Consider the following 18,188-nt stretch of genomic DNA (forward strand, 5'->3'; position numbering starts at 1 on the left):
AATATGAATAATACATTAAGAATATTATCCGTAGAGGATGAAGAAGAACAACATGATATACTAAAGAAGGTGTTTAGTAAACCTATTTTTCAAAAAAAAATAGAATTTAAGGTAATAGATAGCTTTGAAAATGCTATTGATGAGATTACTAAAAATGATTATCATATTGTGATATTAGATATTTATAGAGGAAAACCTGATGATAACAATGAAGAAGGTGAAAAAATTCTAGAAACAATCCAAAAAGAGCGTTTCATACCTATTGTTTTTTATTCAGGCAATACAAAAAATGTAAAGCATTTAAGATCTCAGATGGTGGGTGTAGTAACAAAAGCAGAGGGAGAAGGTATAGAAAATCTAAAAAAAGAAATTGAGCGTTTAGTAAAATCAAATTTACCATTTATTAGAGAAAAAATACATAATCATTTAGAAAAAGAACTTAAAGAATATTTTTGGAATATAATTCACGAAAGGAAAAATATTTTTCGTGCAGATGAGGAAGATTTTTCATTAGGATACTTAATGTTGCGTAAGTTTGGACACTCTCTTTCTAAAGAAAAAATAGCTGAAATACTTGGTGATAATACACTAACAAGCGAAAAAGCACACCCAATGCAATTTTATATCTATCCAACAGATACTAATCAAGAATTTGAATGCGGAGAGATTATAAAATCTAAAGAAAACAATGAGTTTTTTGTCATTCTTACCCCAAGCTGTGACTTTATAGAGACTTCAAGTAGGAAAAGGAAAGCTGAAAGAATTTTATTAGTAGAAGCCTCATTACTTAATGCAACTGATGAATGTAAAAAATATATAAAAGAAAAAGCATCCAAATCCAATGAAAATGAACTTAGAAAACTTATAAATTCAAGTAAAAGTGATCGATATTTCTTTCTCCCCAAAACTCCTTTTATAGAAGAAAATAGAGTTATTGATTTTCAGAATAAAGAAATGGTCAGCTATGAGGATTTAAGCAATCCAGAAAAGTATGAAAGGATTGCTAAATTAGATAGCCCATTTGCAGAGTCAATGGTAGCAAGTTTTATTCGCTATTATAATCGTATTGGTTTTCCTGATATAGATACTGATTATATTCTTAGTAATCTATAATATAGATGCCTCCACAACTTCGGAGTGCTACATTCTGCGTTCCCTTGCCCACAAGTAGTTTTGAGCTGCTTAAAAGGTTTTCAGCTGCTCAAAACACAACTTGCTACCATCTGGTGATGTAAAACATAGCCCTTTGGGCTATATTTAGGTTAGCCCACAAACTGCGCCACAGCGCACCCATCTACACACTTTAAAGGACATTTTTGACCTAAAAACAAGGTTTTTGTTTTATGCTATAAAATATTGTATTTTAAGTGTCTTTTATTTTATTAACTTGTTGATTTTAAAGAGTTAGAATGTTCTAACGTTACAACGTTGTAGCGTTAGTACGTTCGTACGTACCAACACACGTACTTACCTATGCCCTCTCCACATATTTTTTTGGAGAAAATTAGGTTTTGAGTTTCTGACAGAAAAAGACGAACAAGAAGATATTCGGCAGATGTTTCTTGATTTGACTACTATATCAAAATTAGCCCCACATTAGGCTGTAATTATGAATTATCAATTGAATGTAGGGCTTCTTCAAAGAGGGTGCGGTAGGTAGCGGGTAGGTCTTCGTGGTATTTGTTTTGATAAACCCTCTCCAATACCTCTACGGGCTGTAAATCGCGGAGGGTGAGTTCGCTCTGAAGGGCGTCAGCAGAAGCAGCCGTCGCGTGAAGATAACGGACATCAATGCGAGCTAAACGCACTTGCTTATGGGCTATCGCTCTGAAAATACTGCTCTTGAGTTCGGGTGCGGGTTCATTTAACAATACTTTCACTTCGAGATAAGGTGTATTATCGGTTGGAGCCGTATCGGGTAGCTCCATAAGGGCATTGAGTACCTCTTCCGCAGGCAAATAGGTGTCGGGAATGCTAAGCAGAGGTGTGTGCAGCGGTATAGGTAGGGACTCGATATGCTGCACTTTTCCTTCTTCCAAAGAAAAAGCAATCACTTGATGCTCATAATGTTTTTCAGCAAACGAAAGCGGTATAGGACTGCCGGCATATCTGATATGGGTAGTACCGCCCAGCGCCTGCGCCTTGTGGATATGCCCCAAAGCTACATATTGCAGTGCGTCAGGGAAGTTGGCCGTACTGATGCTTTCTATGCCGCCAATGATAGGACGCTCGGCAGTGTCGTCATCATTGATTTCAGCTCCTGAAGCGTGCAAATGTCCCATAGCGATAAGCGGTTTGCCTTGTGCTATGGCGACTGCTTGGCGGGTAATTTCGGTATAAAAAGCCGCTACCCCTTGCGCATAATCAGCAGGGGTTTCTTCGTTTTTAGGGTAATCGCCCAGACGGAGGAAAGGCACTGCCAGAAGATAGGCCGCAACCTCTTCACCACTAAAAAGCGGCAGGATTAGTCGGTTATAATCTATTTGCTTATCAGCGGTACGCCTAACGTAGCCCACCAGATGGATATGGGTATTTTCTAATAGAGGGGCGGGCATTTCAAGCCGTACAGGAGAATCGTGATTGCCCGCAATAGCCACAATCTGAAGCGCAGGGAAACGCTCGGTAGCCTGATGAAGGAAGTGGTAAAACTGCTTAGTAGCCGCCACGGAAGGGTTGGCTGTATCGAAGACATCGCCACTGATAAGCAGCACATCAGTAGATTGTTTTTCAATAGTTTGCAAGAGCCACTCTAAGAAATGTTGGTGCTCTTGATAACGGTCGTACTGGTAAAACGTCTGCCCTAAATGCCAATCGGCGGTATGTAGAAAGTTCATTTTTTGCTTATTTTTTTTCTCACATTGCAAAAATAGCTTATATTTGCCAATAATTTTAAATCTATGGAAAAAAATTACAAGATGGTAGCTAAAACTTTCTTTGGTTTTGAAGATATTTTGGCTACTGAATTGCGCAATCTGGGTGCGATGCACGTAACCAAAGGAGTGCGCAGTGTGCAATTTGAAGGTGACAAGGGTTTTATGTATAAGGCTAACCTATGCTTGCGTACCGCCCTTAAAATTTTGAAACCTATCGCTTCGTTTTACATACGCAGCGAGAAGGAATACTACCAGAAACTCTACCAATTTAACTGGCAGCAGTACCTAGGGGTAACGCAGACTTTTGCCGTGACGGCGACGCTACAGACAGAACTTTTCAGTCACTCGCAGTTCGTAGCCCTAAGGGCTAAAGACGCTATCGTAGATGCTTTTCGCGATGCTACAGGTAAGCGCCCCAATGTGGATGTACAGCACCCTGATGTGGCTATACACATACACGTGCAGCGCAATGAGGTGATTGTATCGCTTGACAGTTCGGGAGAGTCATTGCACCAACGTGGCTACCGCACTGCTACCAACCTTGCGCCCATCAATGAAGTATTGGCAGCGGGCATCTTGCTGCTAAGCGGCTGGGAAGGGCAAAGCGACTTTTTAGACCCTATGTGCGGCAGCGGCACCTTCTTGATAGAAGCTGCGATGATTGCCTGCAATATACCGGCTAATATACACCGAAAAGAGTTCGCTTTTGAACGCTGGTCAGATTATGACGAAAATCTATTTAACGTAATCTTCAGCAGTTGTATTAAGAAAATACGAGAATTTAACTACCAAATAACAGGCTATGACAAAGCGCCATCGGCAGTAGCTAAAGCAAAAGACAACCTTAGAAACGCGAATCTATCTGACTACATAAAAATATATCAACGGGACTTTTTTGGCACTGAAAAAGAGGATAAGGACAAACCTCTGCACATAGTGTTTAATCCGCCTTATAACGAGCGATTAGTAAGCGATACGGAGCAGCTATACGGCTCGATAGGCAGCACGCTGAAGCACCGCTACCCGCAAAGTGAAGCGTGGTTTATAACTGCGAACTTAGAGGGACTGAAATACGTGGGATTGCGCCCTACCCGCAAGATAAAGCTTTTTAACGGAAAATTGGAGAGTCGATTGGTGCAGTATAAGATGTATGAGGGTAGTAAGAAAGCAAAATATTCTCAGGATTAATATCGAATTGTAAATCTTTACATAAAAAAAGCTGTTCAGCTAGGTGCTGAACAGCTTTTTTTGGGTTATGTAGTTTTAGTTATACCTTAAAATTTATAACTATAAACATCCCCCCTATACACATACTCCGCTGCGCCAGCTCGCGGACTTCCTTCAAAGGGGGAGATGTGACGGTCAATATACACGAGCTTTAGAATAGTATAATATACTTTAGAACTTACGTTAGTTAGTTAATTATTAAATTAACCTCGTAATTGTTTTTCTAAGGCGATTGCTTTAGGGAATAGGATATTATTCTCTAAGTGAATGTGGCGATTGAGGTCGTTTTCGAACTCTTGTAGCATAGCATAGGTTACCTTATAAGTGTTGCAAGCATCGGCTGGTGGAGTGTAGCCATTGGTTAGCTTAACGATTTCCTCGAAACGGTCGCCTTCAACACTGTGTTCGTGCATCATCATAGCGATAGGGTTTTCGACTGTACCAAAGTGGATTTCGCCCAAAGGCTCGCCTGACTGTTGCGCTTTTACTAAACTCTCGATGAAAGGGAAAAGTACGTTTTCTTCTTTTTGGAAGTGAGAAGCTAAATCGCGAGCACTTTCGTTGAAAATACGGTTGATTTCAAAAAGCTCTGGGTGACGGTCGCCGTGTACGCGGCATAGCTTATCGAGGAATTGCAAAAGCATAGAGGTTTTATCGCGTACGTATTGGTGGTGAATACGCACGATATAATTAGCCAACAGGTCGAGCGGCCAATCGCGTACATCTACCTCGTTGCTATTTCCCTTAGGAAGTGACTCTAATTCATTGATAAGCGCACTAGGAGCTACGCCCTTTTTATCGCACGCCTCTTCGATGGTACGACCGCCTTTGCAGCAAAAGTCAATACCGTGTTTTTTGAATATGGCAGCTGTACGGAAGTCGTCAGCTACTATTTGTCCGATAGTTTTATCAGTTAAACTCATAATAAATACTTTTTATTTTGGGTGCAAAGATACGATAAGATATAGAAATATAAAAGTGTTTGATGTCTTTTTTAAGGGAAAAACAAATTTTAACACACTTTTCTGTTTTAGTAATATTTTAACAGTTTATTTGGGTTTTCTGTCTTAAAAAGAGCTTTTTAAAATATAAAAATCATAATAAATCGGGTAAAGATACATTATTATCATCAACAAATAGAGGTATTTTTAGATAACGATAATAATTTTTTAGATTTTTTTAATAAAAATTTTGGTAGTTAATATTTTTGGTGTATCTTTGCATCGTTAAAAAATGATAGCGACTTTTTCATAAACCAAGAAACCAAGTGAAAACCAAAGCATAAACAAAAAGTTTTTTTCATAATTTTTATTTTTAAGTTTTCTTTTTTATTATTAAATTCAAAAAGAGGTTACCTAAGGGATTAGGTGCCTCTTTTTTCATTAATAGGCTGCTTATTTGACAAGGTTGTAACACGATGAGACAAGTATTTGCACCGCCCACAAAAAAGGAAGAATTTTGCAGCGTAAAACAAAAAAGGACTACCGCGAGGGTAGCCCTTTTTATAGTATCAAATCATTTTTCTAACGATAAAGTGTGAAGTTTCCTTTGAAAGTTCTGTTGTCGTCTTCATCGCTGAGTTCGACTATATACCAGTAATCGCCTGCTGGCATATCTCTACTTTCATACTTACCGTCCCATTCTTCGCCATAGCGTATTACTTTGAGACGGCGTCCGTAGCGGTCATAGATGCTCGTTTTGATAAACGGATACTTCTCTATGTTGCGCGGTGACCAAGTGTCGTAAGTACCATCGCCATTAGGAGTGAAGTAGTTAGGGATGAACACATCAAAATACTCTTCGTAGAATGTCTTAGAGACGGTACATCCGTTGAGGCCTGATGAGTCGTAAGCTACTACATTGACTATCTTATACACCTTACCGCTAACAGGGTCGGTATAGTCAGGGTCAGTACGTTTGAGTTCGTATAAGTTGTTTTCGTCATAGAATTGACCATTGAACTCGTACTTATACGGTTTCTTACCTCCTACTGCCTCTACTTGTAGCGTATTGACTACAGTAGTAGGTGTTTTGACGATATTAGAGATTTGGTAAATCTCTTCGATGCTTATCGGTTTTGAAAGAGTATGAGAACAGCTATTCACCTGCCCAGTAAGCGAGTGTACTGAAGTATAGAAGAACTGAATAGTTTGGGTAGCTATACTTCTATCAAAACGCGTTTGGTCGATATAACCAACGTTATAACCGTTATTACGAGAGAATGTCAGTGGTACTGTAGGAGTAGTAACTCCGTTGTAAATCAGATAAGTCATATTATTAAAGTTGACATCATCTTTAAATCTGACTTCTATCCACGTAGTAAACTCGTTATTATCGCAATTGTAGCCTTGTTTTATTTCGGCTTCCATATCAGGAGCAGAAATCACCTTGAAATCGTAAGTAGGCGACATTGTACAGTAGCCACCGTTACCTTGTCCGGCATCGGTTATCTCTATGCTATAATCGGCTGCTGGTAGATTGCCCACTGATACTGGAGTGCTAGTATAAACCCCTGACTCATTATGATAAATGATATTGGTAAACTTATCAACTACTTTTACGTTATAAGGAGGGCGACCGCCTTGTACATAGAAAAGCATACCACCTGTAGTTTCACCATAACATACTTGTAAGTTTGCCGAAGTTACTGATACAGTGATAGGTTTAGGCTCTATCACTTCTATTTGCTCTTTGCGAAGTACACAACCCCAAGTATCCATTATTTCAAAGGTATACATACCTGGTGTAAGGTCTTCGAACTTAGCATTATCGTATTGAGGACCTTTTGTTGCATAGTTATTATCAATAAGCGAGTAATAATACCTGCCAGAACCTCCGCGTATAGTACTAGTAATAGCCTCAATAATACCATCAGTACTTCCGAAGCAAGTAGCGTGCTGAGTAACCGTAATTGTACCTGTTATTTGGTCAGGATGCAATATGGCCACCTCGGTAGTACCAGAAGCAGTAGGACAGCCCCACGCATCGGTGATAGTGATAGTATAGGTAACCACCCCTCCTGGAGTGCCAGTAGAAGCTAAGTTCTTAAACAATACGCTATCGCCTTCTAAATTGATAGTATCTTGACCGGTGATAGAACCACCACTGATGTTGACTGTATAAGGTGCCCAACCTCCGGATACGGTTACCATTATTTCGGCACGGTCATTTGAACAAGTAACACTTGCTGTTTCTTGAGAGAAGACTGTAATTGGGTTTTCAGCCTCTATCAATTCGAAAGTAGTGTTAGCTGAGCAGCCTGTGATAAGTGAGGTAGCTTCTACACGGTATTTACCAGCTGACAATGATATATTAGCTATTTTTCCAGGGGTAAGTGTACCGTTAGTAGTACCACTAGAGACAGCACTATTGGTAGTCATATCGTAAATGACATAGTTGAAACCATTAGCTACTTGGTCGCCGTCAGAGAGTCGGCTATCAGTAAGTTCAAAGGTTACTTTTCCTGAGCCACCTTTACATTGTATGCGCTCAATATCTTTAGCTTCTAACAATAGGGTACGAGGGTCAAGCACTGTATAGTTGGTACTTATTTCGCAACCTGTAGACTCGTTCTTAGCTGTTACCACATAATAACCAGCCTCGGTAATAGATACTACCCCACTAAGAGTCAATGCGGTAGCTGTTCTGGTAAAGAAAGCAGCTGGTTCGCCTATCTTAGTAATAGTATAAGTTATTAGCTCATTATTATAAACTGTAGTTGTGCTTAAGGTTATATCGATAAGTTCTGTACCATTAGCACAAGTAAGCACTTGAGTTTGACTAACTGTTAGGGCACTCATTATTAGAGTAGATGAGATAGTAGCCCTCGTACTAGTAGCTGAGCAACCATTGCTATCGTATACTTGTACATAATAATCGGTATCGGCAGTGAGGTAGTTAGGCAATGTATACGTATAGTCGGTAACATTGTCTTCTACAGTCTGCTGATTTACCAAACGATTAGTAGCAACCTCGCGGAATTCAACTCTTGTGTAAGGAGTAGTACCTCCTGTTACAGCACCGAGATTGAATGTTAGTTTTGGATAAGCTGATTCGCCTGTTAAGTATCCGTATTCATCGCGCTCGCACTCGTAATCTTTCTTAGTGAGAGCTCCTGCAGTTACGCTTACTACATCAGGAGATGTAGCTGTAGCTACTGTACTTACGGTACAGCTACGTACTGACTCGGCATAGATGATATAGCCTTTGCCTCCTAAGGTAATAGGCCCTGAAGGTACACCAGAGATAGTAGCATAATTGTTATTAGGCGTTATAGAAGCCGTAGCTACTGGCAAGCCATTAGTATCAGTAATACTAAACACATAAGGACCTTCGGCTACTGGGGTAACTTTCACCCTAATAGTGGCCTGATCACCATAGCAAGCTGGAGTAGAAATAGACATTACTTCTATTTTAGGTAACTCTGGTTTTACTATACTGAAGTCTAAGGTTTTAGCACACTCAGCAGCTGTACCAAAGAGAGCATCGTCATACACATTGATACGGTAGCTACCTGCTGTAAGAGCATAAGTTGCTCCGTCTATCACATAGGTAGTAGCACTACCTATATTGTTGGCAGTGATAAGTGGAACGGCACGTTCTGTAGCGGTACCTGCTCCTGAGATACGATATAAACCTACACGATAAGTACCTGAACCTCCTGTTATATTCTTAACAGTGATGGTAGCAACTCCTGAGCCACAAGGTACTAATGAAGTATGTTCAGCTTCAAACTTTATCATCTCGTTCACCTTAAAGGTAGTGCTGGTCTCGCAACCATTAGCATCGCGTATAGAAAGAGTATATGAAGCTACATTAGGAGCTAATCGCACTGGCAAGAGCACTTGTTTATCGGCAGGAGCTGTAGGTACTGTTAGGTTTTGCCAGTTATTGATACCGTCTATCTTGTATTGGTGTTGCCCTACTCCTTTGGTAGTAAACACTACATTGATAGGGTAATCAACATTTTCGCTACAAGCATCTTGTACATCAACTGATGCTATACTTGGACTATCATCTAAGCCTACATATACTACTGTACTAGTAGTACATTCAGCATTATCGCGGATATATACACGATAGTAGCCAGAAACTACATCACGTGAAGTGCTATGTTGATTGACAATAAAGGCATTGTCTAAGGCTGTACCTGAAAGTACTGGTGCCAATGGAGTGGTAATAGACTCATAGTAATACTGATAAGGTGCCTGACCACCTTGTGCGTCCACTACTATCTTACCTTTACCTATATCTTGAGGTTGTTGGCAGGTAGCTTTTTTAGCTACTGTAACTGAAGCCGTAAGCTGAGAGGTAGACCTACCTATGGTAAACTCTTCAGTACCTTGGGTACAACCCAAGCCCGCATCAGTAAACAATACAAAGTAACGCCCTGGAGGGATACCCTCTATGGTAATATCTTCACCTATTGAGGCTGTACCTGTAAGTGTTTTCAAACCCCATACAGGATGATTACTTCCTGTTACATCAGTAGGTTCTGTAAGCAATGGGTGTGTAGGTGGGTATTTGTACACCGCATAATTAACACTTGTACCAGGCCAATCTTTCAAGTTAATGAATACCTTACCATCATTAGCATCGTAGCAAGTAGTAGGTTTGGTACCATTCACTGAAGTTTTTAGCGGAGACTGAGTAGGCACAGGTATTTTAGCTTCTTTAGTAAATGAACAGCCTGTAGACTTATCATATACTACAAAGGTATATTTCACACCTGGTATCATTCCATTAGGTCCTCCTGTAAAGGTATAAGTAGCGGCTTGTACTATAGAATAACCATCAGATAAGGTAGTAGTAGCCAAATCACCCATTCTATACCAAGTTGTAACGATAGTAGTACCACTTACTGTATTAGTATAAGTATGGCTTGGCAAGTATGGATTGATAGGCATCGACATACCATCTTGGTATACAGCTATATATTGTTCTGCCCCTATACCAGAGCCTAACTTATCGTATACTGATACTGCTAGTCCACCAGAGTTGCCTGCACAACCTGGAGTACCTACAGGGCGTACATCTAGACCGTTGGCTTCAGAGTTGATATCAAACTCTTGGGTATACTTACAAGACTTGCTGTCTTCTATCACCACTCGGTATCTACCAATGTCCATATTATCAAATTCTACATTGGTATCGGTAAGCACACCTGTACGTACCTCTACACTAACTCCGTTCTTAAACACGGTAACTGTAAACGGAGCGGTACCCCCTGAGCTTACCAAAGCGGTAATCTTAGATTTCTGTACAATATTAGAACCTGTACATTTCAAGCTAGTATGGGTAATGGTTGCTACCATTGCAGGCACTTGAGTAATTGTTAATCCCACTGGCACAGACTCGCAGCTAGCACTATCTTTTATAGTAATAGTATAAGTACCTGCTGCTAAGCCCGTGATATCAGAGATTACAGAAAGTTGACTAAGAGTAAGTCCGTTGTTAAACAAGAGTGTATATGGTGGTGTACCACCTGCTATATCGCTGCTATTGATACGTATCTTACCAGAATTAACACCTGCACAGTTTACTGGCTCGACAGTAGGTGTAACAACGAAGCGTGGTATTTCCCTCTTCACTTCTTGTTTAGGTGATACTACCTCGCAATAGTCGCCGTTATCCATTTGATAACGTACTTTGAAGTAGTAATCGCCTTCTACACGAGTTTTGAATACGTATTCGTTGCCCGATTTAACTAAGCTCATACCTGTAGGGATAGCCACACTAAAGTTAGTGGTAGGCGAATTGCTCCACAAGAACTCGCGTGTACCGGCTTTACCACCTGTATAAGTAATGCTAAACACCGCCTCGCTATTGGCTGCACAGCCTAAAGCTATAGTTTTAACGGTTTGCATTCTGAGCGGGTTATCAATTGTATAAGTTGTACTAGTAACGCACGAGCCGCCATCACGTACCCATATATTATAGGTACCTGCAGTTAAATTATTATATATCATAGTAGTGCCGCCAGCAGTAGAACTGCTTTCATAATTAGCACCACCATCTTTACTAAACTGATACTCACCATTACCGCTGAGTACGTTTACTTGTATACTTCCGTTAGAGCCTCCTGAGAAACAAGGGTCTAAATCAATTACTTCTATCTTAAGTGGCTTAGCATTAGTAACCTCTAAGGTAGCTGAGCCCACACAGCCGTTAGCGTCTTCTACCTCTATACGATAGTTGCCCACACTTAGGTTAAAGTCAGCCTCATTATTAACTGCTGGCTGAGTAGCGGTAGTACCACCAAGTAACGGTATAGCACGGAAAGTGCGGTAAGGCTTAGCCCCTCCGTCTCCAGTTAAATGTACAGAAGCAAAGGTATTAAGACAAGTTACTGGCGCCTCAATAGTAGCTGTAACAGTTAGCGGTACTGGTTTCTTAATAGTATAAGTAATATCTGCTCTACAGTCAGGGTCGTTTGTTTTTCTAAAATACATAGCCCCGTTAGTAACTGCCGATAGGTTAGTAATGGTAGCAACCCCTTGAGTAGCTGTAGTAGCCAATAGGGTAACGGCCGTCCAAGTAGTAGTGCCTTGCAGCTGGTATTCTATAGTGTTGCCACCAGCATTATTCACCATTAAATACATAGAGCCATCACCGGTACCACATTTCTCATCATAGGCAGTACCTCTGACGCTAAATTGGCGGTTTCCTTCAACATTTACTGACACTCCTTCAGTGCGTATTGAGCATAACTTAGTAGGTTGCGATAGAGCAATATCATCTACAGCTAAGTAGTTAGCATTAGCAATATTGCGAAGCTCAAACTCTACTGAGTTATAATTGATTTGCGAAGCTGCAAAGGTTATTTTCTTATTCACCCAAGCTCCAGTACGCTGTAGTTCGCCTAAGGCTTTTTCTTCATATATAGCACGGTTACCAGGGTTATAGAGACGTACCACTAAGTTAGGATTGTTTTCACCTATATAGTTACTTGGCAATAGGTTAAAGAGATTCATTGTTACATTAAGCTCTTGTCCTACTACCACATCCTTAATAATACGTCTGTACACTACCCCCTCATCGCTAGTACGATTAGTAGAGCCACCATTGATAGCCAAGTATCTACCATCAGTTACCGCAGAGGCATCTGTTGGCGTCGGACTTACCCAATTAGTCTTACCAGGCACTTGGCGGGTAATCATATACTGATTACTTTCTAACGAAGTACCATTAGAGTTACATACGATAAAGATATTATCAGTATTACAAGTATCTAATCCTGTGCCAAAGTCTTCCTTAAACAAGATATTAGGAGTAGTACCTGTCACATTAGCAGGTGTATAAATAGCATATACGCTATAAACTCCTGGCGATAAGGTAAATACATTAGAGGTACGCGTTTCGCTGATAGTACCATCCGATTTGGTGAGTTGGTATTGGTATACTCCACCTGTAGGATTAGTAGTAATAGTGAAAGTACCTTTACCCTCGCAGTCATAAGTTACAGCAGTGCTAGTAACGGTAGCGGGTACTATAGGCGTTATCTTTATAGGTATTTCAAGGGTACACTTATTGCTGTCGCGTACATATACCACTGAGGCAGTCGAGCCTACCATCAGCACATTATTAGTGCTGTAGTTCACATTATTAACACTGTACTCATAGCCTGTACCGGTACCACCCGACACGTTATTAACAATTACCTTGTACTGCTTAGTAGGCGAATTGGTATCGCACGATATATCTTCAGCAACCCCTGCATAAGCGCGTAGGGTAGTAACTTCATTCTTAATCTCAATATTAGGGTTGTTATATACACAAGTTACATTGCTTGACAGCTGAATTCTTATTTCTAATTTATACTTTGCAGCTGTTAAGTTATAAAAATACCCTGTAGTATTTGAAGAAACAAGTGTTTCTCCTCCTAAATCATCATATTTATATAAGTAAGAAATTACATTCTGTTGGGTGTTATAAGTAATAGATATTTGCCCTGAATTAGCTAATGAGCCGCACACTATATTACGTGTTTTGATAGAATAGCCAAGGAAACTTTCCGGATATATATCTATCTCTGGAGTAAGTGCATACGCATTTTGTGCATCTTTAGCTACAAATATATATCTACCTGGTTGTGTGATAGATGTATTAACATCTAAACCTGTGTTACCACTTGGCACTGAGGTTGTGATATAGTGCGAAGGTTGTATATCAGAATAGTTTTGATAATTATTCTGTACCACACCATCTATACTCCAGATAGCAAAGCTATAAGGCCCTTGACCTCCTTCTGCTTGGAAGTTTATCACACGTAGGTTACAGCCCTTCCACGCTTTAGCCGTAGCTTTAGGCTTAAGCGTTACTTCTTTCGTAATCTTCTGACTGATGGTGAACTTACAGCTTGATGGCAAAGCTGGCGAAGTCACCTCTATAGTATAGGTATCAGGATTATTGATAGTAAACGTTCTTACTGGCGAGTTAGAGGTAACAAATTGCTGACCGTTCTGAGGTACTACTACACCATTAGAGTCTTTCAACACATATTTATAAGCAATACCCGAGGTAGCCATCTTCACACGTATCTGCCCTGTTTCGTAGCTCGATATATTTCTATAATAATCTATTTCCCCTGAAAGAGCGTTGTTAAACACATCAAAGTAGAAATCTTTATAACAATCATTGTTAGCATTGCTAATACGCAAACGATAACTAGCACTAGTGCTAACAGTGAAAGAACTATTAGTACTTACGGTCTGCCACTTGCTGTCATCTTTATCAGGACAGTTCTGCGTGATATGCGTGTTACCTGCTTTTAGCTGCTGCCACTCTATCTTAGTATTGCGATAGTTAAGCGATATAGTACGCGAAGGCTCATTACACAAGATGATGTGGTTCATCCATATACTTTGGTCACTAGCACACACATCACCAGTGCTAAACTTAGCCCTGATAGGGTCTGCTATCTCTCCTTCACCTACTAATTGTATAATCTCTGTAGTAGTATAAGTAGTACCATTGCATTGCTGTATTTTCTCTACGCGATAAGTACCTGTGGCGGTAGCCTCTATATAATTATGGTTTAACGGATTAGCTAAGCGGGTCGTGCCTTGGTACCATATATACTGGTCAAAGCCTGCCACAGCTGTTATAGAGGTAGTAGCCGCAGCACAGTGTAGCTCAGTACGGCTACAACCTTGAGTAGAAATCTCAATAGTTTTAGAGCCTGTGCTAGTTTGTGCAGGTATAATACAACCCGCGCGCCCTCCTTCGTAAGTAAACGAATAAGAAGCGTGTAGCAAGTTCATACAAGGCTTACCTATCTCATTGCAATCGCCGTTGAGCGTCATTGGTATAAGAATAGTATTCTTTTGTCCTCCCGCATTAAGCGTTTGTATAGGTATCGAAAGGGTAAGGGTCGTACTAGTTTGTCCTAAAACAGTAGGTTTAGTAGAGATATTCCAAGCAGCCCCTGAAAAATCAGGCGTACCCACAGTAAGCGCTGGGTGGCTCGGTAGGGTAATCTGCATAGTAGCCGAGGTAACATTCTCTTGACCTTTATTCTGATAAGTAATGCGATAGTTAAAGCTTTCGCTATTTGCCAACTGACGGTTTATCACACCATTAGTACCATCTACGAAGTCATCACTCATCTCCATATTAATAGCTTTCGACTTCACTTCTACATTAAAGGTACAAGTAGCCGCATTACCAGCCGTATCTACAAACACATAAGTAACAGTGTGTAATCCTACATCAAAATGAGCACCGCTCTGGTGTGTCTGGCTCCACGTATCTATACGGCAGTCATCAGTAGCAGTAACGGTACCCCAAGTAGCTACACCATAACACTTACCTGCTTGTGTATTGACAGTGATAGTACCCGTAGGGCAGCCTGTAATCACTGGCGGCACATTATCGGCAGCAAAGTTTACAGTAACAGACGACACCCCTGAGTTATTAGTAACACAAAGAGAAGAGTCTATTAGTTTATACTCTACTATATAGGTGGTATTGCGTTTTACAGTATCGGTAACTGTTTGCGAGATACCCAACGAAGTACGGCTATTGTCTTTTTCTATTCTAAACCACTCTATATAAAATAGCTGGGTAGAACCTCCAAAAGTAAGTTTCACTTCATCGCCGTTACAAGGACTGGTACTATTAATAGTATAAGTGATAGGAGGAGCGGTATAATTACCTGTATCTACCCTTGCAGCTTCGTTATACACACGGCAAGCATGCGAAATCTCTACTACATAATTACCATTAGCCACATTTTTAAAGACATAGCTCGACACGTTAGACCCTTCTTGGAAAACAGGCGAAGTTTTCGCCACTGCGCCCCCTGTAGTTTTAAGGGTAAACTGAAGCGGATAGACTATATACTCCGGATTTTTAATATTAATCCCCACAAAGCCAGAATTAGGAGTTGCTCCACAAGAGCTACCCAACACCTCTAAATCTAACTCTCCTGTAGGACTGATAGTTAGGTAGGTTCTACTCGTATGCTTACTTACGATACCATCGCGATGAGGGTAGGCAAGATCTCGCAAATCAGGAGAGTCTATCATACTATAGCCGTTCACAGTAGAAGTAGGGTCATTAACATTCGTCCATTTCATATCTCCATTAGGAGCTTTCTCTTGCCCTTTCCAAGTACCTGTTTTAATACGTGCGTAATAATATCCGCGAGTTTCAAACAAATAGTCCCCTGTTTGCAAATCATTAAAAGTATCAGAAGCTTTATTGCTCGATTTTATTACTATATAATTACCCGAATTGTTTTTCTTTAGCAATCGATATTCTACCCCCATTATAGAGCCTCTCTCAGGGGCAGCTAATTCGTATGATATTTTTGAAGTATTAGCACAACCTCTTACTACTTTCACCTCATCCTTATCATACTGCATCGGGGTATCAAAGTTAAAATCTTTGTAAGTAGTATTATTACAATTATCAGTAAGAGTAAGACGATAGTTCCCCGCAGGAATATCACCAAACTGAAATAAACCCATTTCATTAGAGGTCTCAGGGTTTAACACTTCTTTTTCTATAGGGAAAGTATAAGTAACCGTGCGCAGACTCTCAAAAGGTAGAGAGGTAACAAAATCGTAGGTGCGTGTTGTGCCCATAGCCCCATCATCAAGGTAATCTATTTTTACCTTAATAGGATAGTTAAAATGAGCTCCTGAAAGCCATTTGCGTATAGAAACGGTACCCTTAAACGCTCCTTTATTAATTTCTAAGCCATTAAAACGGTCAGCTATTTGGTTAGGTAAAGTTTGAATATAAGTAATACGCTTAGGTTGGTAGCAAGAGATAGTTCCGTCTGCCTTTTTAGCCACGTACTTCACCATATAATAACCATCAGGGTTACCTCCTGAAAGGTCAGCATAGTTAGCGTTTATCCAATTATAGTTGGTACCAGGTATTAAAAGCCGCCACTTGGTAGGATCAGTTTCGTCCATATTATTAGAGGTGTAAGACTCATTCCAACCAGGATAGCCGGTACCTAAGTACCGGTATATTTCGTAATAATAGGCAGGTCCTGTAGCAGGAGGTGTTGGCGAAAAGTTAGCAGTACCTTGGAAGTCATTATACCAGAAATAGTTGCCAAATAGCAGCTTTTTAGTAGTGTCATCGGCATCGGGTAGATATATACTACGAAAATAATTCTCTACATATAGATACTTCTTAGTATTAGCTGGCGGACAAGGAACTGCTGGGTCTGGGTTTAGGTCTGAACGGTTAATCGCCTCAAGCATTCGCCCTCCATCTCTTTCTCTAAACAAAAACGAACCCTGTGCTTGCGAAGGGTTAGTAGAGTTCAACATCAAATCAAGTACATTCTTATCAAATTTGAACTTATGCTTAATAGGGGTCGGTCCTATATTAATTTGTATCTCAGCTATATCACCTTCTTCAAAATCATAATCCGACACAAACGAACGTGGGTAAGACACTTTAAGCCCTAACCATTCACTTGTATAAGTGGTACCTACAGGATAAGTACGCTGTAGTACGCCCGCACTGTCATAGCGTTTTACTACAGCTATATAAGGGTCTGCTTTAATGATATCATCAAAATCTCTCAACGATCCCCCATCAGTGCGTTCTATTTGGAATGAAAAGCTAAATTTACAATTAGCATTCATTCTCACCCCACTATTTTGATAGTTTATTCTCACATTTAAACAGCTAAGCGAAAGCTGTGAGGCTGGAATAGTGAAAGCACTTCTACTGGTATCGCCACAGTCGGGCGTACCTCCTGCTAAATCTTGTACACTTAGCTGATAGGTTTGCCCTGCTTTCAAAGGCTTAGCATCAGTACCTTGCACTGTAAGGGTAAACTTGGCAGGAGCTGCCGGTGCATTATGGGTTTGGCTGTACACCTCGCCATCGGGGCCTGTAATTTTTACCGCCAAAGGTCCCCTTACCCCTGCTGCTACAGCAAAAGTAATCTTACCATCATTGCCTGTACCAGCACAATTAGGACCTTGAGTGTTAACCGTAAAAGTAGGGGCTATATAAGTAGAAGCCACCGTAACGGCACGAGGCACAGAGCTTTTGGCAGTAGCCACCTCTATAAGTGTAATAGTGTGCACCCCAGCGGTAAGTAGCGTAAACTCGTGAGAGTCTTTGCCAGCCACTGCTATTTCGAGAGGCTCGGTAACGCTCGTTCCATTGGGTTTGTCTAATTTCACCTGTAGCTTAGTGCCTGCCGCCCCTATAGTAGGAGGCAGGGTTACTTTTATCTTAGCATCGGCACGACATTGCCCTGGCGTAACCGTATGGGTAAAGCCATTGAGGTTTAGGGACGTTTGCGCCGAAAGCCCAAAGATAGTTATTAGTACTAAAAGAATTGTTAGAAAAAAATTTTTCATAATGCTATGTGCTATATCTTGAAACTACTATATTCAATAATACTTTAATGCACAAAAGTACACATAATTGCCGACATAGCCAAACACCTTTTTATCAAATGTTAAAATCAGAGACTCTCATTTCACCTCCCCCTCCCTATTACTATATCTCATAATACTTACACAACTTTTTTATTATCAATACTATACAGCCTATTTACAGCACATTTCACCCTATAAAACCTACCTATAAGCACCCTATATTTTA

Annotated in this window: 5 protein-coding genes; 2 read left to right on the forward strand and 3 right to left on the reverse strand. The window is 40.4% G+C overall.

Annotation, left to right across the window (positions count from 1 at the left end):
• The first annotated feature begins 3 nt into the window (after positions 1-3).
• On the forward strand, positions 4-1,113 hold the full coding sequence (locus FOC45_RS09520; protein ID WP_009389497.1) for a response regulator: 1,110 nt from the start codon (positions 4-6) through the stop codon (positions 1,111-1,113).
• Between the two features lie 494 nt (positions 1,114-1,607).
• On the opposite strand, the gene FOC45_RS09525 is transcribed toward FOC45_RS09520, so the two are convergent.
• Entirely contained in the window at positions 1,608-2,834 is a 1,227-nt protein-coding gene (locus tag FOC45_RS09525) for an exonuclease SbcCD subunit D C-terminal domain-containing protein (RefSeq protein WP_034540204.1), read from the reverse strand.
• 63 nt (positions 2,835-2,897) lie between these two features.
• On the opposite strand from FOC45_RS09525, the gene FOC45_RS09530 reads away from it, so the two are divergent.
• The gene (locus FOC45_RS09530; RefSeq protein ID WP_009389502.1) at positions 2,898-4,061 is read left to right on the forward strand and encodes a class I SAM-dependent RNA methyltransferase; all 1,164 of its coding nucleotides are present in this window, start codon (positions 2,898-2,900) and stop codon (positions 4,059-4,061) included.
• Between the two features lie 242 nt (positions 4,062-4,303).
• Here FOC45_RS09530 and ric read toward each other — a convergent pair whose 3' ends face one another.
• Together ric and FOC45_RS09540 are read right to left on the reverse strand one after the other, a co-directional pair.
• Positions 4,304-5,023, reverse strand: a complete 720-nt coding sequence (gene ric / locus FOC45_RS09535; RefSeq protein WP_009389504.1) for an iron-sulfur cluster repair di-iron protein — start codon at positions 5,021-5,023, stop codon at positions 4,304-4,306.
• Positions 5,024-5,623: 600 nt separating this feature from the next.
• Positions 5,624-17,941, reverse strand: a complete 12,318-nt coding sequence (locus FOC45_RS09540) for a T9SS type B sorting domain-containing protein (RefSeq protein ID WP_009389506.1) — start codon at positions 17,939-17,941, stop codon at positions 5,624-5,626.
• Between the last annotated feature and the right edge of the window lie 247 nt (positions 17,942-18,188).

It is taken from the genome of Capnocytophaga sp. FDAARGOS_737 (assembly GCF_009730375.1).
In the GTDB taxonomy this organism is placed as follows: Bacteria; Bacteroidota; Bacteroidia; order Flavobacteriales; family Flavobacteriaceae; genus Capnocytophaga; species Capnocytophaga leadbetteri.